This window comes from Reyranella sp. (assembly GCF_965229815.1).
Lineage (GTDB): Bacteria > Pseudomonadota > Alphaproteobacteria > Reyranellales > Reyranellaceae > Reyranella.
In genome coordinates this window covers 140,540-161,773 of sequence record NZ_CBDDJN010000006.1, presented here as the reverse complement: position 1 = coordinate 161,773, position 21,234 = coordinate 140,540, and the positions used below count along the sequence as shown (strand labels likewise).

Below are 21,234 nucleotides of genomic sequence, written 5' to 3'. Positions count from 1 at the left end.
TCGCCGCCCGTCATGGACTACGAACTGAAGGGCCGCACGGCTCTCGTCACGGGTGCCAGCGCCGGCATCGGCGCCGGCATCGCCCGCCTGCTGGCCGACCAGGGCGTGCGCGTCGCCGCCACGGCGCGGCGGGTCGAGCGCATCGCGCCGCACGCCAACCTGACCGCGCTGGCCGGCGACGTCACCGCGGTGGCCGACCTCGAGCGCCTCGCCCGGGAGGCGACCGCCGCGCTCGGCCCGGTCGACATCCTGGTGAACTGCGCCGGCGGCTCGCGCCCGACCACGGTCGATGCCGACGAGGCCTTCTGGGAAGAAGCCATGGCGCTCAACTTCACCTCGGCGCGCCGGCTCTCGATCGCGCTGCTGCCGGCGATGCGCCAGCGGCGGTGGGGGCGAATCGTCAACATCACCGGCACGATGGAGCCGCGCGGGCTGAACGCCGCCGTCGCCGCCAAGGCGGCCCTGCACCTGTGGGCCAAGGGGCTGGCCTGCGACGTGGCGGCCGACGGGGTGACGGTGAACTCGATCCAGCCCGGCCGCATCAACAGCGAGCAGATCCTGGAGAAGCTCCATCCCACCGAGGAATCGCGCCGGGCCTTCATCGAGCGCAACATCCCGGCGGGCCATTTCGGCGAGCCTGCGGACGTGGCCCATCTCGTGGCCTTCCTCGCCTCGTCCGCCGCCGGCTACATCACGGGCACCGTCATCCCGGTCGACGGCGGCATGCGCAACTTCGCCCACTGAGGCCGGCCGTACGCGGCAATTGTGACCATGGTTGCGCGCCTCCTGCGGATTTCCGGGGACAAAACGGTGGATTTCCGGGGTAACTGGCCTTTTCAACAGCCCGGCCCGCGCGAACCGCTCACAAGGCCGCGCCGGCCTTGCGCGGAGGCGCCGGACTCCTGATATAAGAAAGTCGAGGGGCCGGTGTGGGCGGAGCAGTCGCCAACCCGGTCAGATCCGGAAGGAAGCAGCCGTAACGAATTCGCTTCGGGTCATGCCGGTCCCTCACCGGTTCGCCTGCGTCTGCCGCCGCGGCGGGCCGCCAGCCGGGCGCGACGACCGCCGGGCGCCAGGGGCCGCGGCAACGAGCGGGATGTCGCCATGCCGGAAGCCCAGGACACGCTTCCCTATCGGGTACTGGCCCGCAAATACCGCCCCGTCGACTTCACCACGCTGGTCGGCCAGGAAGCCATGGTGCGCACCCTGCGCAATGCCATCGCGACCGGCCGCATCGCGCATGCCTTCATGCTCACCGGCGTGCGCGGCGTCGGCAAGACGACGACCGCCCGCATCATCGCCCGCGCGCTGAACTGCACGGGCGCCGACGGTACCGGAGGCCCGACGGTCGATCCCTGCGGCGTCTGCGAGAACTGCAAGGCGATCACCGAGGACCGCCATGTCGACGTGATCGAGATGGACGCCGCCTCGCGCACCGGCATCGACGACGTGCGCGAGCTGATCGAGGGCGTGCGCTATCGCCCGGTCTCGGCCCGCTACAAGGTCTACATCATCGACGAAGTCCACATGCTGTCGGACAAGGCCTTCAACGCGCTGCTGAAGACGCTGGAGGAGCCGCCGCCGCACGTGAAGTTCCTGTTTGCCACCACCGAGATCCGCAAGGTCCCGGTGACGGTGCTGAGCCGCTGCCAGCGCTTCGATCTCAAGCGCGTGCCGCAGCAGGTGCTGATCGAGCATTTCGGCCGGATCGCCGAGACCGAGAAGGTCGAGATCTCGCCCGAGGCCCTGACCCTGCTCGCCCGGGCCGCCGACGGCTCGGTGCGCGACGGGCTCTCCATGCTCGACCAGGCGATCGCCCACGGCGGCGGCGTGGTCGACGCCGCCCAGGTGCGCGACATGCTGGGTCTGGCCGACCGTGGCCGCGTGCTCGACCTGTTCGAGAAGACGATGCGCGGCGACGCCGCGGGCGTGGTCGAGGCGCTGGGCGAGATGCACGATTCGGGCGCCGACCCGGTGGTCGTGCTGCAGGACCTGCTGGAGCTGACCCACTGGGTGACCCGCCTGAAGGTGGCGCCGGACGCCGCCGCGGCCTCAGCCGACAGCGCCCGCGCCCAGGGACTGGCGATGGCCGGCAAGCTCACGATGGCTTCGCTGACGCGGGCCTGGACCCTGCTGCTGAAGGGCCTGCAGGAGACGCTGACGGCCCCCTCGCCGCTGCGCGCCGCCGAGATGGCCCTGATCCGCCTGTGCTACGTCGCCGACCTTCCGGCCCCGTCCGACGCCCTGAAGGCGCTGCAGAACGGCGGCGCCCCGGCGGCGGCGCAACCCTCCGTCCCGGCACCGCGCGGCGGCGGCGGCGGCGGCGGAGCGGCGGCGCGGCTCGCGCCCCAGCCCGTGGCCGCGGCGGCGGCCCAGCCTGCCGCAGCCGCGCCAGCGCCGCGCTCCTTCACCGAGGTCGTGGCGCTGTTCGAGGCGCGGCGCGAGGCGCGCCTGGTCCATCATCTGATGCACCATGTCCACGAGGTGCGCTGCGAGCCGGGGCTGATCGAGTTCCGCCCGCAGCCCAAGGCGCCGCCCGACCTCGCGGCTCGGCTGAGCGAGCTGCTGAGCCAGTGGACGGGCCGGCGCTGGATCGCTTCGGTCTCCTCGGCCCCCGGCAAGCCGACCCTGAGCGAGCAGAAGGCCACGAAGGGCGACGAGCTGCGCAGCCAGGCCGAAAGCAACCCGATGGTGCAGGCGATCCTGAAGACGTTCCCCGGCGCCCGGCTCGATGCCGTGCGGCGCAAGGGCGACCGATCGTCCCTGGTGTCGGACCTGGTCGGCCCCGCCGACGAGCCGCCCGCCATGGACGACTATCCCGCCGACGACGACATTCCGGAAAGCGAGTACTGATGGTCGATCCTACTCAGCTGACCGTTTACGTCGCTGCCGCCCTGCTTCTGGCCATGACCCCGGGTCCGGGGATCTTCTATGTGGCGGCCCGAACCCTGGCAGGCGGGCGCGCCGAAGGCGTCGCATCGAGCTTCGGCACGGGCGTGGGCGGAATGTTCCACGTCGTCGCCGGGAGCCTGGGCGTATCGGCAATCGTGCTGGCAAGCGCCGAGCTGTTCACGATCCTCAAGCTGATCGGAGCAGCCTATCTTGTCTGGATCGGCGTTCGCACGTTTCGGGCCGCCCGCCGGGATGCGGCAGCCGCCTCGAGGGGCGACGGCGCGGCCCCACCGATGGGCCCCCGCCGCGCCTTTCGAGAAGGCGTTCTGATCGAGGCACTGAATCCAAAGACCGCGGCCTTCTTCCTCGCGTTCATTCCGCAGTTCGTCGACCCGGCGAGCGGCAGCGTTGCGCTGCAGTTCGTGGTCCTTGGCTTCATTTCGGTCTCCCTCAACACGCTTGCCGACATCGTGGTGGCTCTGGCCGCAAACCGGATTCGGCAAGGTGCGGCGGCACGGCCATACTTGATATGTCGCCTGCGGGAAGCGTCCGGCGCGCTCATGGCAGCGCTGGGCTTCGGCCTCGCCTTGGCGAAACGCCCCGCGAGCTAGGCGACGTTGGCACAGCTCTCACCCGAGCCCTTGTCTTACAGGGCCAATCTGGCAGGTAACTGATGTTCGACAAGCTCAAGGACCTGGGCGGCCTGATGCAGCAGGCGCAGGCGATGCAACAGAAGATGCAGGAGCTGCAGGCGCAGCTCGAGCGGCTCGAGATCGTGGGATCCTCGGGTGCCGGCCTCGTCAAGGTGACGGTCAACGGCAAGAACGAGACGCGCAAGGTCGAGATCGATGCCTCGCTGTTCGTGCCCGCCGACAAGGGCGTGGTCGAGGACCTGATCGTGGCCGCCGCCAACGACGCCCGCACCAAGGTCGAGCAGACGGTGCAGGAGCAGATGCGCACCATCACCGGCGGCCTGCCCCTGCCGCCGGGCTTCAAGCTCTAGAGCCATGGCTTCGTCTCATTGGACCGCGGGCTTCCAGGCCCACCTCCATGAGCGGGCCTGGAGGCCCGCGGTCCGCAAGACTTCGCCATGAACGGTCCCGAGATCGAGCGCCTGATCCAGCTGCTGGGCCGGCTCCCGGGGCTCGGGCCGCGGTCGGCGCGGCGGGTGGCGCTGCATCTGCTGAAGAAGCGCGAGACCCTCATGCAGCCCCTGGGAACGGCCCTGGCCGACGCCGCGCGGGCGATCCGCGCCTGCACGGTCTGCGGCAATCTCGACACGGTCGTGCCCTGCTCGATCTGCGCCGATGACAGCCGGGACGCCGGCCTGGTCTGCGTCGTCGAGGACGTGGGCGACCTGTGGGCGATGGAACGCGGCCGCATCTTCTCGGGCCGCTATCACGTGCTGGGCGGCTCGCTGTCGGCGCTGGACGGCATCGGTCCGGACGAGCTCAACATCGCCACCCTGGTGAGCCGGGTCGCGGCCGGCGGCGTGCGCGAGGTGATCCTGGCCACCAACGCCACCGTCGACGGCCAGACCACCGCCCATTACCTCGCCGAGCGGCTGTCGGCCCTCGGCGTTCCGATCAGCCGCCTCGCCCACGGCGTGCCGGTGGGCGGCGAGCTCGACTGGCTGGACGACGGCACGCTGGCCACCGCGCTCAAGGCGCGGCGGGCCCTCTAGCGGCCGGAGGCGCCATGAGCGCCGAGACGCTCGCCACGCTCGCCGTGGCGCTGGGCGCCGGCTGGGCCAGCGGTCTCAACGCCTATGCCGCGGTCCTCGTGCTGGGCGCCGTGCAGCGCCTCGGGCTGGTCGACCTGCCGAGCGACCTGCACGTGCTGGCCTCGCCGTGGGTCCTGGGCGTCGCGGCGGTGCTGTTCGCGCTCAACTTCCTCGCCGACAAGGTGCCCTACGTCGACAGTATCAACGACATGCTGCAGACCGTCGTCCGCGTGCCGGCCGGCGCGCTGCTGGCCTACGGCGCGGCGGCCGGGCTCAGCCCCGAGGTCGCGATCATTGCCGGCCTGCTCGGCGGCACGCTGGCGGCGGGCACCCACGTCGCCAAGACCGGCACCCGCGCCCTCATCAACACCTCGCCCGAGCCGTTCAGCAATGTCGCGGCGTCGCTGGCGGAGGATGTCGGCGTCGTCGGCGGACTGGCGCTCGCGATCGCCCATCCGATCACTTTTCTGTGCTTGCTGGCGCTGTTCGTCGCGCTGCTCGTCTGGCTTCTGCCCAAACTGGTGCGCCTGGCGCTCGTCCCGTTTCGCCGGATGGTGCGACAGAGGCAAAGGCCCTGAATTGAGAACGGCTATCGACCTTCGTCGACAAACCCGGTTCTTTCCTTCGCCGGACGACACGCTACACTCGACCTGAAACATGTTCATCCGCCAGAACGTCCAGACCCTGCGATTCTTTCGCACCACGCCGGCGATGCGCTGCCCGTATCTGCCGCATCGCCTGGAGACGAAGCTCGTCACCGAGCTCAGCGGACCGGACGCGATCTCGCAGCACGACACGCTGACCGACGCCGGTTTCCGGCGCTCGCACCACTTCGTCTACAAGCCCCTGTGCGAAGGCTGCCGCGCCTGCGTGCCGGTGCGCATCCGGGTCCGCGATTTCGAGCCCAGCCGGGCGCAGCGCCGCATCATGCGGCTCAACGAGCACGTGCATGCCGTCGAGACCCAGGCCCTCGCCACAGGCGAGCAGTACAGCCTGTTCTCGCGCTACGTCATGGCGCGCCATCGCGACGGCGACATGGCCGACATGGACTTCGACGACTACCGCGCCATGGTCGAGGAGAGCCCGGTCGAGACGGCCATCGTCGAGTTCCGCGAGGATTCGGCCGACGGGCGCCTCGTGGGCGCCTGCCTGGTCGACTGGCTGGCGAGCGGCGTGTCGGCCGTCTACAGCTTCTTCGATCCGCAGGATCCGCGCCGCGGACTCGGCACGCACATGATCCTCTGGCTGACCGACGCCGCGGCCCGGCGGGGCCTGCCCTACGTGTATCTCGGCTACTGGATCGCCGATTCCAGCAAGATGGCCTACAAGCGCGCCTTCCGGCCGCTCGAGTTCTTCGGCCCCGAGGGCTGGATGGAGCTTCCCGCGGCCTGAGGCGATGGCTGCGCCGCCGCGAGGGATCCTGCCCGACATCGCCCGACGATGGCGCTGGCCGCCTTCATCGACTCCCTGTATGTAGGCCCGCTCCCTGGGGGCGATAAGTAAAGACAAGGGTCCGCCGGGGAGGCCGGATGCGTTCGCTGCTTTGGTTCAGTGGCATCGTCGACAAGGTCAACGAGAAGATCGGGAACGTCTGCAACTGGCTGGTGCTGCTCGCCTGCGTCGTGAGCGGCGGCAACGCCATGATCCGCTACGCCTATGACCGCAGCTCGAACGCCTGGCTCGAGATGCAGTGGTACATGTTCGCGGTCATCGTGATGTTCGGCGCTTCCTATACGCTGAAGCGCAACGAGCACGTTCGCGTCGACCTGCTCTACATGATGCTGCGGCGGCGCGGCCAGCTGTGGATCGACATCCTCGGCACGCTGATCTTCCTCCTGCCGACCTGCACCATCCTCGCCTGGCTGAGCTGGCCGTTCTTCATGCAGTCCTACGCGACCTTCGAGGGGTCCTCGAACGCCGGCGGGCTGCTGCGCTGGCCGATCAAGCTCGTGATGCCGGTCGGCTTCGTGCTCGTCGCCCTCCAGGGCCTGTCCGAGCTGATCAAGCGCGTCGCCTTCCTCAACGGATTCCCGGTCGAGAGCCTCGAAGCCCACTACGAGAGGCCGACCCAGTGACCATCCCGCTCGAGTGGATGCCGCCGCTGATGTTCGGCGGCCTCGTCGTGTTCATGATCATCGGCTACCCGGTCGCCTTCTCCCTGGCCGCCGTCGGCTTCTTCTTCGGCTTCGTCTCGATCGAGATGGGCTACTTCACGATGGCCTTCATGCAGGCCATCCCGGGGCGCGTCTTCGGCAGCATCCTGTCGAACGAGCTGCTGCTCGCCATCCCGTTCTTCACCTTCATGGGCGCGATCCTGGAGAAGTGCGGGCTGGCCGAGGACATGCTCGAATCGATGGGCCAGCTGTTCGGGCCGGTGAAGGGCGGGCTGGGCTATTCCACCATCATCGTGGGCTTCATCCTGGGCGCCATCACCGGCACGGTGGCGGCGCAGGTCATCGCCATGGCGCTGATCACCCTGCCGGTGATGCGGCGCTACAACTACGACATCCGCTACGCCACCGGCGTCCTGGCGGCGTCGGGCACGATCACCCAGCTCGTGCCGCCGTCGCTGGTGCTGGTCGTGCTGGCCGACCAGCTCGGCCGCTCGGTCGGCGACATGTACCTCGGCGCCTGGGGACCCTCGATCCTGCAGATCGCCCTGTTCGCCGGCTACACGTTCTACCTCACCCTGGTGAAGCCGGAGGCCCTGCCGCCGGTGCCGCGGACCCTGTTCGGCAAGGCGCTGCTCGTGAAGTGCGCCTGGGGCATCATTCCCGCCGCCGTCCTCATCTTCCTCGTGCTGGGCACGATCATGATGGGCCTGGCGACGCCGACCGAGGCCGGCGCCATGGGCGCGATCGGCGCCATCGTCCTGGCCGTCGTGCGCAACGCGCCGCTGACGCGGTTCGACCAGTGGGTCTTCTGGGGCGGCTGCGCGGCGGCGATCGCGGGCACGGCGATCGGCATGGTCGCCTTCAAGTCGCTCCCCTTCCAGCTGGCCTTCACCGTCATGTTCGCCGCCATCGTCTGGCTGTGCTGGCGGGCCTGGGAGGTGCGCGAGCTGCGCGACCTCATCGTGCAGGCCAGCCAGGCGACCATGCGCATCACCGCCATGGTCGCCTTCATCCTGGTCGGCGCCACCTGCTTCTCCATCACCTTCCAGGGCGTCGACGGCAACCTCTGGGTCGAGCATCTGATGTCGGGCCTGCCCGGCGGCGTCTGGGGCTTCCTGGTGGTCGTGAACCTCTTCGTCTTCTTCCTGGCCTTCTTCCTCGATTTCTTCGAGATCGCCTTCATCATCGTCCCGATGCTGGCCCCGGTCGCCCAGAAGATCCTGGAGCCGGTGGTCGGCCACGACGCCGCGCTGATCTGGTTCGGCGTCATGCTGTGCGTCAACGTGCAGACGTCGTTCATGCATCCGCCGTTCGGCTTCGCGCTGTTCTACCTGCGGTCGGTGGCGCCCAAGGAGGTCAAGAGCGCCGACATCTACTGGGGATCGGTGCCCTGGGTGGTGCTCCAGCTGATCATGGTGGTGATCGTGATCGCCCTGCCGGAGTCGGTGACCTACTTCCTCGACGAGCCGTCGGGCATCGACCCGGCCAAGGTGAGGATCGAGCTGCAGCCGGCGGAACCGGAGAACGCCCCACCGGTCTTCGGCCTGCCGCCGCACAGGGACTGAAGTGCCGGCAAACCCCAGTTCCGGGCTGGAGTTCACCCGGCATCGTCAAACTGCTTCCACTACCGGCTTTTTCTGCTAGATGTGGCGTCCTGTCGCGTGGTGGACGGGGTTCGATCCCCGCTACCGACGACCGCAAGCAAAGAAGAATTGGTTATTCGGTAGGGGGAAGCCAGTGTCGGGACTTCTCAAGTTGAGTGCGATTATCGACAAGACCACCGAGTTGGTCGGTCGGACCTTGTACTGGCTCATTCTCATCACGGTGCTGATCAGCACCACGAACGCGGTATCCCGCAAATTCTTCAACGCCAGCTCCAATGCCTGGCTCGAGATGCAGTGGTACCTGTTCAGCGTCATCTTCCTGGGCTGTGCCGGCTATGCGCTGCTGCGCAAGGAGCACATCCGGATCGACATCGTCGCAAGCCATCTCTCGGAGCGGGCCAATCACCGCATCGCGCTGTTCGGGCACGTCTTCTTCCTGGTGCCGCTCTGCCTGATCATGCTCTACGAGTCCTGGCCCTATTTCATCGAATCCTGGCGGATCGGCGAGGTCTCGAGCAACGCCGGCGGGCTGATCCGCTGGCCGGCCAAGCTGATGATCATCGTCGGCTTCGGCCTGCTGCTGATGCAGGGCATTTCGGAGATCATCAAGCAGATCGGCGTGATGCGCGGCGTCTACGTCGATCCACGCAGCCAGCCCAAGACGCACTGAGGATCCCGCCATGAAAGTCCTTCGCGGGTTCTTCTACGCGTTCCTTGTCGCGCTCGTCGCCCTGATGGCGATCGCGTTCTTCGCACCGCAGAGCGTGCCGGCCGCCTGGATCAAGGCGGAGATGGCGCCGATCATGTTCGCGTCGCTCGTCTTCTTCCTGCTGATGGGCTACCCGGTCGCCTTCTCGCTGTCCGCGCTCGGCCTGCTCTACGCAATCGCCGGCATAGAGCTCGGGCTGTTCACGCCGAACCTTCTCCAGGCCCTGCCGAACCGCATGTTCGGCATCATGGAGAACGACACGCTGCTGGCCATCCCGTTCTTCACGTTCATGGGACTGATCCTCGAACGGTCGGGCATGGCGGAGGATCTCCTCGACACGATCGGCCAGCTGTTCGGACCGCTGCCCGGCGGCCTCGCCTACGCCGTGGTCTTCGTCGGCGCCCTGCTCGCCGCCACGACGGGCGTCGTCGCCGCATCGGTGATCTCGATGGGCCTGATCTCGCTGCCCATCATGCTGCGCTACGGCTACGACCGGAAGCTGGCATCCGGCGTCATCGCGGCCTCGGGCACGCTGGCCCAGATCATCCCGCCCAGCCTGGTGCTGATCGTGCTGGCCGACCAGCTCGGCCGCTCGGTCGGCGACATGTACAAGGGCGCGATCTTCCCCGGCCTGGTCCTGACCGGCCTCTACGTCGGCTACGTCCTGTCGCGCACGATCCTCAATCCGTCGTGTGCGCCGGCGCTGCCGCCGGAGGCCCGCCAGCTGAAGGAGGACGACGGCAGCGCCGGCTACACGTCGCTGCTCGTGCTGGTGGTCGCCGTCGTGGTGATCGCGCTGGGCCTTTCGCACTTCCTCGAATGGGAGGGCATCTGGGCGTGGGCGGCGGCAGGTCTCGTGGCTTATGCCGTGGCCCTCGCCAACCGCATCCTCAAGCTCGGCATCCTGAGCCGCCTCGGCCAGCAGGTCGTCATCGTCATGATGCCGCCGCTCGCCCTCATCTTCCTGGTGCTGGGAACGATCTTCATCGGCCTCGCCACCCCCACCGAGGGCGGCGCGATGGGCGCCACCGGCGCGCTCCTGCTGGCGATCGCCAACCGTCGCCTGTCGTTCGACCTGCTCAAGCAGGCGATGGACACCACGGCCAAGCTCACCGCCTTCGTGGTTTTCATCCTGGTCGGCGCGCGCGTCTTCAGCCTGAGTTTCTACGGGGTGAACGGCGACCTGTGGGTCGAGCACCTGCTGCTCGCCCTGCCCGGCGGCGCGATCGGCTTCCTGATTGTCGTCAACATCCTGATCTTCCTGCTGGCCTTCTTCCTCGATTTCTTCGAGCTGGCCTTCATCATCATCCCGCTGCTGGCCAAGCCCGCCGAGTCGCTGGGCATCGACCTCATCTGGTTCGGCGTGCTGCTGGGCGTCAACATGCAGACCTCGTTCATGCACCCGCCCTTCGGCTTCGCCCTGTTCTACCTGCGCTCGGTGGCGCCCGACGGGAAGTACGTCGACAAGGTCACCGGCCGAACGATGGACGGGGTCACGACGGCGGAGATCTACTGGGGCGCCATACCCTTCGTGTTCGTGCAGGTCATCATGGTGGCCATCGTCATCGCCTTCCCGGGCCTGGTGACGGCAGGCCTCGACGACGGCCCCAAAGTCGATCCGAGCAAGGTGAAGATCGAGCTGCAGGCCCCGCCCAACGAGGAGCCGGCGCCGCCGCCCGTCTTCAAGTAGCGGCGGCCGCAAGCCCTCCCGCGGCCCAAGAAAAAGCCCCGCCGTCGCCGGCGGGGCTTTCCTTTTGCGGTCTGGGCCGACGCGGCGACTATCGTCCCTGCGCCGACATCGAGAAGTTGAAGTTGTCGAAGGTGTTCTCGGCGACGCGGAACCACAGATTCTCGTCGGTGCGGAACGCCTTCAGGCTGTCGTAGATCTTCTTGAACTTCGGATCCTTGGCCGACAGCTCGTCATAGAACTTGTAGGCCTCGAGGAAGCAGGGCTCGAGCACGGCGCGGGGGAACGGCCGCAGCTCGGTACCGCCGGCGACCAGGCGGCGCAGCGCCGCCGGGTTGGAGGCGTCGTACTTGGGCACCATCCACGAGGTGACGCGGCCGGCAGCCGCCTCGACCATCGCCTGGTAGGGCTTGGGAAGCTCTTCCCAGGCCTTGTTGTTGACGTAGAGCGAGCCGACCGACGCGCCCTCCCACCAGCCGGGATAGTAGTAGTACTTGGCGACCTTGTTGAAGCCGAGCTTCTCGTCGTCGTACGGACCGACCCATTCGCAGGCGTCGATCGTGCCCTTCTCCAGCGCCGGATAGATGTCGCCGCCGGCGATCTGCTGGGGAACGACGCCGAGGCGCTGCAGGATCAGGCCCGCGAAGCCGCCGACGCGGAACTTCAGGCCCTTCATGTCGTCCATCGACTTGATTTCCTTGCGGAACCAGCCGCCCATCTGGCAGCCCGTGCCGCCGAAGGTGAAGGACCGGAAGTTGTATTCCTTGTAGAACTCGTTCACGAGCTCGTGGCCGCCCGCGAAGTCCAGCCAGGCATAGTACTGGCGCTGGTTCATGGTGAACGGCAGGCCGGTCTCGAAGACGAAGTTCGGATGCTTGCCGAAGTAGTAGTAGGCGGCGGTCTGGCCGGCCTCGACGGTGCCGTTCTGGACGGCGTCGGCGACCTGCAGGCCCGGGACGATCTCACCCGCGGCGAAGGCGCGGACCTGGAACTTGCCGTCCGACATCTCGCTGACGGTCTTGGCGAAAAGCTCGGAGCCGCCGTACAGCGTGTCGAGCGACTTCGGGAAGCTCGAGGTCAAACGCCACTTCACCTCGGGCATGCTCTGGGCGATGGCCGGCGCGGCGACGACGGTCGAGGCGGCGGCAACGCCCGCGGCGCCGACGCCCGCGGTCCTGATAAACTTTCTACGCTTCATCTGTATTCTACCTCCCTACGGGGAAGCCCACGCGGCCCCCCTTTGGCGGCGCAAGACTGGCACGCGGAATACTGTTTGGAAAGACGAAGTCTGCCTTGTTCGTGCGCATTTGCCTCCGGCCCGAAGGCAAAAAGGTCCGGTTTTGCGGTCTCTCTGCAGCGAACCTTGCCGGCTCCTTACAAGCGTTCAATGTGTCCGCCCGGCGCCTCTTCCAGACGCCGTCCGGTCGTTCGCCGGCCCAAAAAGAAAGCCCCGCCGAGGCGGGGCTTTCGCGACGGCGCGGTGGCGCCGAAGGTCAGAGCTTGTTGGCTGCCGACTGGCGGGCCATGAAGTTGTCCAGCGTGTTCTCGACGACGCGGAACCACAGGACCGACTCGCCACGGAACGCCTTCCACGGCTCGTAGATCTTCTTGAAGCGCGCGTTCTTGGCCATGGTCTCGTCGTACACCTGGTTGGCCGCGACATAGCAGGCTTCGAGGATGGCCGGCGCGAACGGCAGCAGCTTGGTGCCGCCCGCGACCAGCTCGCGCAGCGCCTTGGGATTCTGGGCGTCGTACTTCGCCAGCATCGCCGTGTGGGCCTTGGCGGCCGCAGCCTCGACGATCGCCTGGTATGCCTTCGGAAGCTCGTTCCACTTGCCGAGGTTCACGTAGGCGGAGAGCTGGGGACCCACTTCCCACCACCCGGGATAGTAGTAGTAGGGCGCGACCTTGTTGAAGCCGAGCTTCTGGTCGTCATAGGGGCCGACCCATTCGGCGGCATCGATCGCGCCCTTCTCGAGCGACGGATAGATGTCGCCGCCGGCGATCTGCTGCGGCACCACGCCGAGCTTGGTGAGGACCAGGCCGGCGAACCCGCTGGTCCGCATCTTCAGGCCTTTGAGGTCGTCGACCGTCTTGATCTCCTTGCGGAACCAGCCGCCCATCTGGCCGCCGGTGTTGCCGCACGGCATCGAGTGGATGTTGTAGTCCTTGAAGAAGTCGGCCATCGCCTCGCGGCCGCCGCCCCAGTTCTGCCAGGCATCCTGCTGACGCGCGTTCAGGCCGAACGGGATGGCGCAATCGAGCGCGAAGGTCGGGTCCTTGCCGACGTAGTAGTACGAGGCGGTGTGGCCCATCTCGACGGTGCCGTTCTGGACGGCGTCGGCGACCTGCAGGCCGGGCACGATCTCGCCGGCCGCGAACACGCGGATCTGGAACTTGTTGTCGGTGGCCTCGGCGACGTACTTGGCGAAGATCTCGGAGGCGCCGAAGATCGTGTCCAGGGACTTGGGGAAGCTCGACGTCATGCGCCACTTGAGCTCGGGCGCGGACTGGGCGATGGCGGGGGCGGCAAGGCCACCGGTGGCGGCCGTGGCGGCGGCACCCACCCCGGCGGTACGCAGGAACTTACGACGTTGCATGAAAAGGCAGACTCCCGGAACGCTGTGATGGCGCGGGCTTATGGCACGCGCCCCCGGGCGGCAAGCCTCAACGCATGTACAGAAGCGCAAGCGCCAATGCGCCCAGCGCAATGCGGTACCAGGCGAACACGCCGAAACCGTGCCGGCTGATGAACCGCACGAAAGGTCCCACCACGACGGCTGCAGAAAGGAAGGCGGCGACGAAGCCGATGGCGATCACGCCGCCCCCGCTCCAGTCCAGCGTCGACCAGTTCTTGTAGAGGTCGTAGACCGTGGCGCCCAGCATCGTGGGAATGGCCAGGAAGAACGAGAACTCCGCGGCCGCCGCACGGTCGACGCGGAAGACCCGGGCCCCCATGATCGTGGCGCCGGAGCGCGACACGCCGGGGATCATGGCGAGGCACTGGCAGAGCCCGATCAGGAAGGCGGTCTTCAGCCCGACTTCTTCGACCGATTTCATGCGCGGCCTCTGCGCGAACCGTTCGATCACCAGGATGGCGATGCCGCCCACGATCAAAGCCACCGCCACGACGCGGGCGTCGAACAGCAGGGTCTTGATTGCCTTGTGCGCGAACACGCCGACCACGGCGGCCGGCAGGAAGGCGACGACGATGGCCGCCGTGAAACGCACGGCCGACGCCTGGCGCTGGACCAGGCCCGCGGCCGTGGCGATCAGCTTGGCCCGGTAGAGGAAGCAGATCGCGAGGATCGCACCCAGCTGGATGACGATCTCGAAGACCTTGCCCGGCGGGCCCTCGAAGTCGAGCACCTCCTCGGCCAGGATGATGTGGCCGGTCGAGGACACGGGCAGGAACTCCGTGAACCCCTCGATGACGCCGATCAGCACGGCCTTCCAGATCAGCGCCAGGTCCATGGTGTTCAGTCCTTGAAGCGTTTGGCGCGCGGCCAGCCCTTCTCGGGCATGCGGCCGGCCTGGGCGCGCTCGCCGCGCCAGAACTTGAGCTCGCTGGCGGCGATCACCCGGTTGGCCCAGGGCAGTCCGTCCTGCAGCCGGAACGCCTGGGCATCCGACAGGCGGTCGCCCTTGGACTTCTGGAGCAGCACGCCGCGCCCGCGGCCCATCTCCGGGACCTGATCGAGCGGGAAGATCAGGAGCTTGCGGCCCTCGCTCAGCGCCGCGATCGAATCCGCGCCCTCGGCCACCACGGCGAAGGCCTGCGCCTTCTCCTTGTCGGCGAGGTTCAGTACCTGCCGGCCGTTCTTCGTCTGCGCCACCACCTCGTCCTCGGGCACGACGAAGCCGCGGCCGGCATCGGAGGCGACGAGGAACCGGCGGCCGCCCTTCAGCACCTCGAGGGTGACGATGTCCTGCTCGTTGCCCAACTCGATCATCAGCCGGATCGGCTCGCCATGCCCGCGCGCGCCGGGCAGCCGGTCGCAGCCCAGCGTGTAGAAGCGGCCGTTGGTGGCGAATACCAGGAGCCTGTCGGTGGACTGCGCGTGCAGCGCGAAGCGCCTTCCGTCGCCTTCCTTGTACTTGAGGTCGGCCGTCGCCTTCTCGTCGAGATGGCCCTTGGCGGCGCGGATCCAGCCCTTCTCCGACAGGACCACGGTGATCGGCTCGCGCTCGACGAAGTCCTCGATCGCATGCTCGATCTCGGCAGGGGCGTCGGCCAGCTCGGTGCGGCGGCGACCGAGCGTGGTCTTGGCCCCGAACTTCTTCTTCGTCTCCTGGACCTCGTCGGCGATGCGGCCCCACTGCAGCGTCTCGTCCTTGAGCAGCGCCTTGAGGTCCTTGCGCTCGGCGGTAAGCTTCTTGTGCTCACCCTTGATCTCGAACTCCTCTAGGCGGCGCAGGGCGCGCAGCCGCATGTTGAGGATCGCCTCGGCCTGCAGGTCGGTGAGCCCGAACGCCTTGATCATCTTGGGCTTGGGCTCGTCCTCCTCGCGGATGATCTTGATCAGCTTGTCGAGGTTCAGATAGGCGATCAGGTAGCCGTCGAGGATCTCCAGCCGCCGCTCGATCTCGGCCAGCCGATGGGTCGACCGCCGCACCAGCACCTCGCGGCGATGGTCGAGGAAGGCCTGCAACGCCTGGCGAAGGTCCATCACGCGCGGCGTATTGTCCTTGTCCAGCACGTTCAGGTTCAGCGGGAAGCGGATCTCGAGGTCGGTCTGCTTGAAGAGCTGCTCCATCAGCAGCTCGGCCGGGACCTGGCCGGTGCGCGGCTCGAGCACGATGCGCACGTCGTCGGCCGATTCGTCGCGTACGTCCTCGAGGATGGGCAGCTTCTTGGCGTTGATGATCTCGGCGATGCGCTCGATCAGCTTGCCCTTCTGGACCTGGTAGGGGATCTCGGTGACGACGATCCGGTACTGGCCGCGGGGCAGCTCCTCCTTCTGCCACCGGGCGCGCAGCCGGAAGGCGCCGCGGCCGGTCTTGTAGGCCTCGACGACCGATTCGCGCGGCTCGACCAGGATGCCGCCGGTCGGGAAGTCCGGGCCCTTCACGAGATCGACCAGCGTATCGATGCGAGCATTGGGCGTCTTGATCAGGTGCAGCAGCGCGTCGCACAGCTCGCCGGCATTGTGCGGCGGGATCGAGCAGGCCATGCCGACCGCGATGCCGGCGGCGCCGTTGGCGAGCAGGTTGGGGAAGCCGCCCGGCAGGACCACGGGCTCCTCGGTCGAGCCGTCGTAGTTGGGCCGGAAGTCGACGGCGTTCTCGTCGATGCCGGCCAGCAGCGCCTCGGCCACCTCGGTGAGGCGCGCCTCGGTGTAGCGCATGGCCGCCGGATTATCGCCGTCGATGTTGCCGAAGTTGCCCTGGCCCTCGATCAGCGGATAGCGTGCGGCGAAGTCCTGGGCGAGGCGCACCAGCGCGTCGTAGATCGACTGGTCGCCATGCGGATGGTACTGGCCGATCACGTCGCCGACCACGCGCGCGCTCTTCTTGAACGGGCTGTTGGGGTCGAGCCGCAGCTGCCGCATGGCGTAGAGCAGCCGGCGATGCACCGGCTTCAGCCCGTCGCGCACGTCGGGCAGCGAGCGGGCCATGATGGTCGACAGCGCGTACGACAGGTAGCGCTCGGAGAGCGCCTCCCCGAACGACACCGGCTTCACGGCCGCCAGCGGAACGACGTTGGTGCTGCGTTTTGCCATCTACACGACGCGAGAGGGGAATGGTCCGCGGTTGGTCCGCGACCGTTGTTGCTGCCTCCCTGTCGTCCCTCGCTACGCTCGGGATGGCAGGGTGAGCGTCTCCATAAATCTCGCCCGCGCGGCAGGCAAGGGCTTGTTGTGCGGCCAGAAGACGTGGCGCTCGAGGAAAAAACCCGTCAGGTCGAGCCCCTTGCGCAATTCCTCGTCGTCGCCCGGAAGCCCGCCGGTGGACAGGAAGCCGGGCAGCTCGATCAGCTTCTCCTTGTAGGGCGCGGCGGCGGCCCGGCTGACGGCCCGGCCGGTGCGCGGCGAGACGTAGGCCAGGTCCTCGGTCGTGCCGGTCGCGGCACACCGGGCGAGGTCGAGGCCGAAGCCCAGCTCCTGCAGCAGGCCGAGCTCGATGCGGACGTAGATCGCGGGCCAGCCGGGATGGCCGAGCGTCCCCAGGAAGGCGGAGACGCCCTCGAAGATCGCCGGATGCGGCTCGCGCTCCGGCAGGGCGGCGTCGAGCACGGCGCAGGCGGCGCTCAGCCCCGCCAGCTCGACGGCGCTGTCGAGCGCCCGTGCGGCGTGGGGCTCGCGCAGCTCACCGGCATAGTTGCCGAGCTGCTCGGCCAGCCGCGCCCGCCAGCCTACCTCGACCAGGTTGCCCGGCTGCCAGACCGGCCGCGCGCGCCGCGAGCCGCCGCCCGGCACGAAGCCGGCATGCCGGCCGTGCTCGCGGGTCAGCAGCGAGACGACAAGCCCGCCCTCGCCGTGCGGCCGGGCAGACAGGACGATGCCCTCGTCGGTCCATTCCATGGCCGCTCAGGATGACTTGGGCTCGTAGTCCAGTCCAATGGCCCGGTAATGCGCCGGATCGTCGGCCCAGCGCTCGCTCACCTTCACGTGCAGGAAGAGATGGACCGGCCGGTCGAGCATGCGGCCGAGCTCGTGGCGGGCGCGGGCGCCGATCTGCTTGATGCGGGTCCCGCCCTTGCCGAGGAAGATGGCGCGCTGGCCGTCGCGCTGGACGTGGATCGTCTGCTCGATGCGCACGCTGCCGTCCTTCCGCTCCTCCCACTTCTCGGTCTCGACCGCGGCCTCGTAGGGCAGTTCCTGGTGAAGCTGGAGGAAGACCTGCTCGCGCGTCACCTCGGCGGCCAGCAGGCGCATCGGCAGGTCGGCGGCCTGGTCCTCGGGATAGAGGAACGGGCCCTCGGGCAGCGCGGCCGCCAGCGTGGCCAGCACGTCCCGGATCCCGTCCTGCTTCAGCGCGCTCACCATGAAGGTGCGCTCGAAGGGCAGCCGGGCATTGAGGTCGGCGGTCAGCGCCAGGAGCCGCTCGCGCGGCACCAGGTCGATCTTGTTCAGCACCAGGTAGCGCGGCATGCGCTGGTCCTTCAGCCGCTCGACGATGGCCTCGGTCTCCGGGCCGATGCCGCGCTCGGCGTCGACCATCAGCGCCACGACGTCGGCGTCCTCGGCGCCCTGCCAGGCGGCCGCCACCATGGCCCGCTCCAGCCGCCGCTTGGCGGTGCGGAAGATGCCCGGCGTGTCGACCAGCACGACCTGGGCGCGCGTGCCGTCGTCGAGGTCGGCCATGGCGATGCCGATCACGCGCATGCGCGTGGTCTGGACCTTGGGCGACACGATCGAGACCTTGGAGCCCACCAGGGCGTTGACCAGGGTCGACTTGCCGGCGTTGGGCGCGCCGACGATGGCGGCGAAACCGGCGCGGGTGCGCGGTGCGTTCATGGGGTGCTCAGCTGCTGGATCATGGCGGCGGCCGCCGCGCTCTCGGCCTCGCGCTTGGTCCGGCCGCGGCCCTGCGCCGGCACCAGCGTGCCGACCCGGACCTCGACCAGGAAGAGCGGCTCGTGCTCGGTGCCCTCGCGGCCGACCTGCTTGTAGGCCGGCAGCGCGAGGCCGCGCGCCTGGGCCCATTCCTGGAGCTGCGTCTTGGGCGGCCGCGGCGCGGGATTGTCGCGGCCCAGCCGGTCGCTCCACAGCCGCTCGACGACCGCGGCCGCGGCATCGAAGCCGCCGTCGAGATAGACCGCCCCCAGCATCGCCTCCAGCATGTCGGACAGGATGGTCGGCGTCATCGGCGGCGCCCCGCGATAGACAATGCGGTGCGACGAGAGTCCGATCGCCTCGGCGATCTCGCGCAGGGTTCGGGCGCTGACCAGGGCGGCATGGCGCCGGGCGAGCTGGCCCTCGCGCTCGTCGGGGAAGCGGCGCAGCAGCTGGTCGGCGATGGCCAGCGACAGGACTCGGTCGCCCAGGAATTCGAGCCGCTCGTTGCCGTGCGGGAAGGCTGCCTTGAGATCGGACCGCCGGTCGAGCGCGCCGCGATGGGTCAGCGCCTCGACGGCGAGCTCGGGCCGCGCGAACGCATGCCCCACCACCTCGGCCAGGGCCGCGAGGTCGACATCGCCAGCCGTCAGTGGATGGCCATGAAGAAGCGGTTGAACCGGATCGCCTGCGGCCATTTCCACGGCTCCAGCCAGCCCGCGACGGCCGGATCGTGCGAGAAGAAGATGAATTCGGCGCGGCCCACCAGATTCTCCGCTGGGACGTACCAGCCGAGCTGGTCGCGGTCGCGCGTGCCGCCGGAATAGTCGCGCAGCGTCAGCCGGGTCCGGCTGTCCAGCGAGTCGTCCCGGTTGTCGCCCATCACGAAGTAGCTGTTGGCGGGGACCAGGAATTCCGGCGTGTTGTCCGACATGCCGTTGTCGGAATATTCCAGCACCGTGTAGCTGCGCCCGTTGGGCAGCGTCTCGCGGTACAACGTGCCCTTCTGGTAGTGGCCGTTGTTCGGCTTGACGTAGTCGCCGATCTTGATGCGCTCGACCGCCTTGCCGTTGATGTGGACGATCCCGTTGGTCACCTGGATCCGGTCGCCCGGCATGCCGATCACGCGCTTGATGTAGTCGGTCCTGTTGAGCCCCTGCCCCTGGTCGCCCGGATACTTGAAGACCGTCACGTCGCCGCGCTCCGGCGGCGATCCGAAGATACGGCCGGGAAAAAGCCCCATCGAGAAGGGGAAGGAATGCTTGCTGTAGCCGTACGAGTATTTGGAGACGAAGAGATAGTCGCCGACCAGCAGCGTCGGGATCATGGAGCCCGAGGGGATGTTGAACGGCTCGATGGCGAAGGTGCGCACCACCAGCGCGATAAGAACCGCATAGACCACCGTGCGGACGGTCTCGCCCCAGCCCCCAGCCTTGTCCTGTCCACGCTTGCGGCGCTCAGCCACGTCCGTCATCGCCTACCATCCCGACAAACCGGGCCTATAGCAGGCCCCGAAGGCGCTGTCTCCCGGCACGCCGCGGCATGGGAGCGCTGCGTTTGTGGTCATTTCAGGGCTGTACCGGTCCCGTCGAAATGATCGAGGCCGGCCCAGTGGACCCGGATCGCCGCCCCCTCGACGTGGCGGGCGGGCAGATACCGGTCCCGCCGGACCCGGAACCGGCGGTCGAGCGAATCGTCGCGCTTGTCGCCCAGGACGGGATGGCCGGGCGGCACGGTGCAGGGACCGCCGGCGCCGCGGCGAGGCGCGCGGGGGCGCAACAGGCGGAAGCGGCGGCGCCCGGTCGCTCATGCCCTGGGCACGGCCGAGATGATGACGATCGCCTGCGCCAGCGGATACTCGTCGGTCAGGGTGAGGTCGATCTGCGCCTCCATCCCGTCCGGGGTGATCTCGAGCAGGCGGGCCAGCGCCCCGCCGGACAGCGCCAGGGTGGGCTTGCCGCCGCGCTGGTTGATGACCCCCATGTCGCGCCAGAACACCCCGCGCCGCAGGCCCGTCCCCAGCGCCTTGGCGCAGGCCTCCTTGGCCGCGAAGCGCTTGGCGTAGCTCGCAGCGCGCCCCGCCCTGGCTTCCGAGCGCTGCTGCTCGATTTGCGTGAAGACCCGCTGCACGAAGCGGTCGCCGAAGCGCTCCAGCGACTTCTCGATGCGCCTGATGTCGCAGAGGTCGTTGCCGATGCCGACGATCACGCCGCAGCCCCGCGCGCGGCGTCCATCAGCCGGCGCATCTCGCGGATCGCCGCCTCCAGCCCGACGAAGATCGCCTCGCCGATCAGGAAGTGGCCGATGTTGAGCTCGCGCACGTTGGGGATGGCCGCGATCGGCCCGACATTGTCGTAGTTCAGCCCGTGCCCGGCATGGCATTCCAGCCCCAGCTGCTCGCAGTAGGCCGCGGCCCTGGCGATGCGGGCGAGTTCCGCCTGCTGCGCCTCGCCCTCGATCTCGCAGTAGCGGCCGGTATGCAGCTCGACGACGGGCGCGCCCAGCGCCACCGCCATGTCGAGCTGGCGCGGATCGGCCTCGATGAACAGCGAGACGCGGATGCCGGCGTCGGCAAGCCGCGCCACCAGCGGCTTGAGATGGTTGTGCTGGCCGACCGCGTCGAGCCCGCCTTCGGTCGTCCGCTCCTCGCGCTTCTCGGGCACGATGCAGGCAGCGTGCGGCCGGTGGCGCAGCGCGATCGCCACCATCTCCTCGGTCGCCGCCATCTCGAAGTTGAGCGGCAGGCCGAGTCCGTCCTTCAGGCGGGCGATGTCGTCGTCGACGATGTGCCGCCGATCCTCGCGAAGATGGGCGGTGATGCCGTCGGCGCCGGCCCTGGCGGCGAGCAGCGCGGCACGCAGCGGATCGGGGGTGGGCGTGCCGCGGGCGTTGCGCACGGTGGCTACGTGGTCGACGTTGACGCCGAGGCGCTGATGGGGAAGCGGGGGCATTTACTCACTCGTCCTTTGCCTCCCCAGCAGCGCCGGGGAGGGAGTCTGGTTGCAA

The 21,234-nt window shown here is 68.5% G+C and carries 22 protein-coding genes and 1 other RNA gene; 12 read left to right on the top strand and 11 right to left on the bottom strand.

The genetic code is table 11. The features are described 5' to 3' along the window. The first annotated feature begins 12 nt into the window (after window positions 1-12). From ACO073_RS12160 to ACO073_RS12105, 12 genes are all read left to right on the top strand, one after another. The gene (locus ACO073_RS12160; RefSeq protein WP_421997668.1) at window positions 13-744 is read left to right on the top strand and encodes an SDR family NAD(P)-dependent oxidoreductase; all 732 of its coding nucleotides are present in this window, start codon (window positions 13-15) and stop codon (window positions 742-744) included. 174 nt (window positions 745-918) lie between these two features. Beyond that, window positions 919-1,013: signal recognition particle sRNA small type (gene ffs, locus ACO073_RS12155), an RNA gene on the top strand. A 7-nt stretch (window positions 1,014-1,020) separates the two neighbouring features. Further along, complete coding sequence (locus tag ACO073_RS12150) at window positions 1,021-2,853, top strand: DNA polymerase III subunit gamma/tau (protein WP_422002127.1); 1,833 nt, start codon at window positions 1,021-1,023, stop codon at window positions 2,851-2,853. Next, window positions 2,853-3,503: a LysE family translocator gene (locus ACO073_RS12145; RefSeq protein ID WP_421997667.1), complete on the top strand. Its 651-nt coding sequence runs from the start codon at window positions 2,853-2,855 to the stop codon at window positions 3,501-3,503. Before ACO073_RS12150 ends, ACO073_RS12145 begins: the two co-directional genes overlap by 1 nt. A 62-nt stretch (window positions 3,504-3,565) precedes the next feature. Continuing rightward, window positions 3,566-3,895, top strand: coding sequence for a YbaB/EbfC family nucleoid-associated protein (locus ACO073_RS12140; RefSeq protein ID WP_421997666.1), 330 nt, complete (start codon window positions 3,566-3,568; stop codon window positions 3,893-3,895). Between the two features lie 87 nt (window positions 3,896-3,982). Continuing rightward, the gene (recR, locus tag ACO073_RS12135) at window positions 3,983-4,576 is read left to right on the top strand and encodes a recombination mediator RecR (protein ID WP_421997665.1); all 594 of its coding nucleotides are present in this window, start codon (window positions 3,983-3,985) and stop codon (window positions 4,574-4,576) included. 14 nt (window positions 4,577-4,590) lie between these two features. After that, a complete protein-coding gene (locus tag ACO073_RS12130; RefSeq protein ID WP_421997663.1) occupies window positions 4,591-5,193 on the top strand; it encodes a DUF4126 domain-containing protein in 603 nt (200 codons plus the stop codon). A gap of 79 nt (window positions 5,194-5,272) precedes the next feature. Next, the gene (locus ACO073_RS12125; protein WP_421997662.1) at window positions 5,273-6,007 is read left to right on the top strand and encodes an arginyltransferase; all 735 of its coding nucleotides are present in this window, start codon (window positions 5,273-5,275) and stop codon (window positions 6,005-6,007) included. Between the two features lie 137 nt (window positions 6,008-6,144). Next, window positions 6,145-6,690 (top strand): TRAP transporter small permease subunit, encoded by a 546-nt coding sequence (locus tag ACO073_RS12120; RefSeq protein WP_421997661.1) that lies wholly within the window; start codon window positions 6,145-6,147, stop codon window positions 6,688-6,690. Between the two features lie 17 nt (window positions 6,691-6,707). Further along, window positions 6,708-8,294 carry a TRAP transporter large permease gene (locus ACO073_RS12115; RefSeq protein WP_422002126.1) on the top strand — a complete coding sequence of 529 codons (1,587 nt, stop codon included), beginning with the start codon at window positions 6,708-6,710 and terminating at the stop codon, window positions 8,292-8,294. Window positions 8,295-8,466: 172 nt separating this feature from the next. Continuing rightward, window positions 8,467-9,003, top strand: a complete 537-nt coding sequence (locus ACO073_RS12110; protein WP_421997660.1) for a TRAP transporter small permease subunit — start codon at window positions 8,467-8,469, stop codon at window positions 9,001-9,003. Between the two features lie 64 nt (window positions 9,004-9,067). Beyond that, window positions 9,068-10,732 carry a TRAP transporter large permease gene (locus ACO073_RS12105; RefSeq protein ID WP_422002125.1) on the top strand — a complete coding sequence of 555 codons (1,665 nt, stop codon included), beginning with the start codon at window positions 9,068-9,070 and terminating at the stop codon, window positions 10,730-10,732. Window positions 10,733-10,820: 88 nt separating this feature from the next. On the opposite strand, the gene ACO073_RS12100 is transcribed toward ACO073_RS12105, so the two are convergent. From ACO073_RS12100 to ACO073_RS12050, 11 genes are all read right to left on the bottom strand, one after another. After that, entirely contained in the window at window positions 10,821-11,927 is a 1,107-nt protein-coding gene (locus ACO073_RS12100) for a TRAP transporter substrate-binding protein (protein WP_421997659.1), read from the bottom strand. 295 nt (window positions 11,928-12,222) lie between these two features. Beyond that, window positions 12,223-13,329, bottom strand: coding sequence for a TRAP transporter substrate-binding protein (locus ACO073_RS12095; RefSeq protein ID WP_421997658.1), 1,107 nt, complete (start codon window positions 13,327-13,329; stop codon window positions 12,223-12,225). 67 nt (window positions 13,330-13,396) lie between these two features. After that, complete coding sequence (locus tag ACO073_RS12090) at window positions 13,397-14,203, bottom strand: undecaprenyl-diphosphate phosphatase (RefSeq protein WP_421997657.1); 807 nt, start codon at window positions 14,201-14,203, stop codon at window positions 13,397-13,399. A 5-nt stretch (window positions 14,204-14,208) separates the two neighbouring features. Beyond that, complete coding sequence (gene parC, locus ACO073_RS12085; RefSeq protein WP_421997656.1) at window positions 14,209-16,452, bottom strand: DNA topoisomerase IV subunit A; 2,244 nt, start codon at window positions 16,450-16,452, stop codon at window positions 14,209-14,211. Window positions 16,453-16,524: 72 nt separating this feature from the next. Beyond that, window positions 16,525-17,253: a DNA repair protein RecO gene (gene recO, locus ACO073_RS12080; protein WP_421997654.1), complete on the bottom strand. Its 729-nt coding sequence runs from the start codon at window positions 17,251-17,253 to the stop codon at window positions 16,525-16,527. Between the two features lie 6 nt (window positions 17,254-17,259). Continuing rightward, a complete protein-coding gene (gene era, locus ACO073_RS12075; protein WP_421997653.1) occupies window positions 17,260-18,189 on the bottom strand; it encodes a GTPase Era in 930 nt (309 codons plus the stop codon). After that, on the bottom strand, window positions 18,186-18,926 hold the full coding sequence (gene rnc / locus ACO073_RS12070) for a ribonuclease III (RefSeq protein WP_421997652.1): 741 nt from the start codon (window positions 18,924-18,926) through the stop codon (window positions 18,186-18,188). The genes era and rnc overlap by 4 nt, the downstream gene beginning before the upstream one ends. After that, a complete protein-coding gene (gene lepB, locus ACO073_RS12065; protein ID WP_421997650.1) occupies window positions 18,878-19,702 on the bottom strand; it encodes a signal peptidase I in 825 nt (274 codons plus the stop codon). The genes rnc and lepB overlap by 49 nt, the downstream gene beginning before the upstream one ends. An 89-nt stretch (window positions 19,703-19,791) precedes the next feature. After that, a complete protein-coding gene (locus ACO073_RS12060; RefSeq protein ID WP_421997649.1) occupies window positions 19,792-20,007 on the bottom strand; it encodes a hypothetical protein in 216 nt (71 codons plus the stop codon). A 27-nt stretch (window positions 20,008-20,034) separates the two neighbouring features. Further along, on the bottom strand, window positions 20,035-20,436 hold the full coding sequence (acpS, locus tag ACO073_RS12055) for a holo-ACP synthase (protein ID WP_421997648.1): 402 nt from the start codon (window positions 20,434-20,436) through the stop codon (window positions 20,035-20,037). Next, window positions 20,433-21,179, bottom strand: coding sequence for a pyridoxine 5'-phosphate synthase (locus tag ACO073_RS12050; protein WP_421997647.1), 747 nt, complete (start codon window positions 21,177-21,179; stop codon window positions 20,433-20,435). Before ACO073_RS12050 ends, acpS begins: the two co-directional genes overlap by 4 nt. Window positions 21,180-21,234 lie beyond the last annotated feature (55 nt).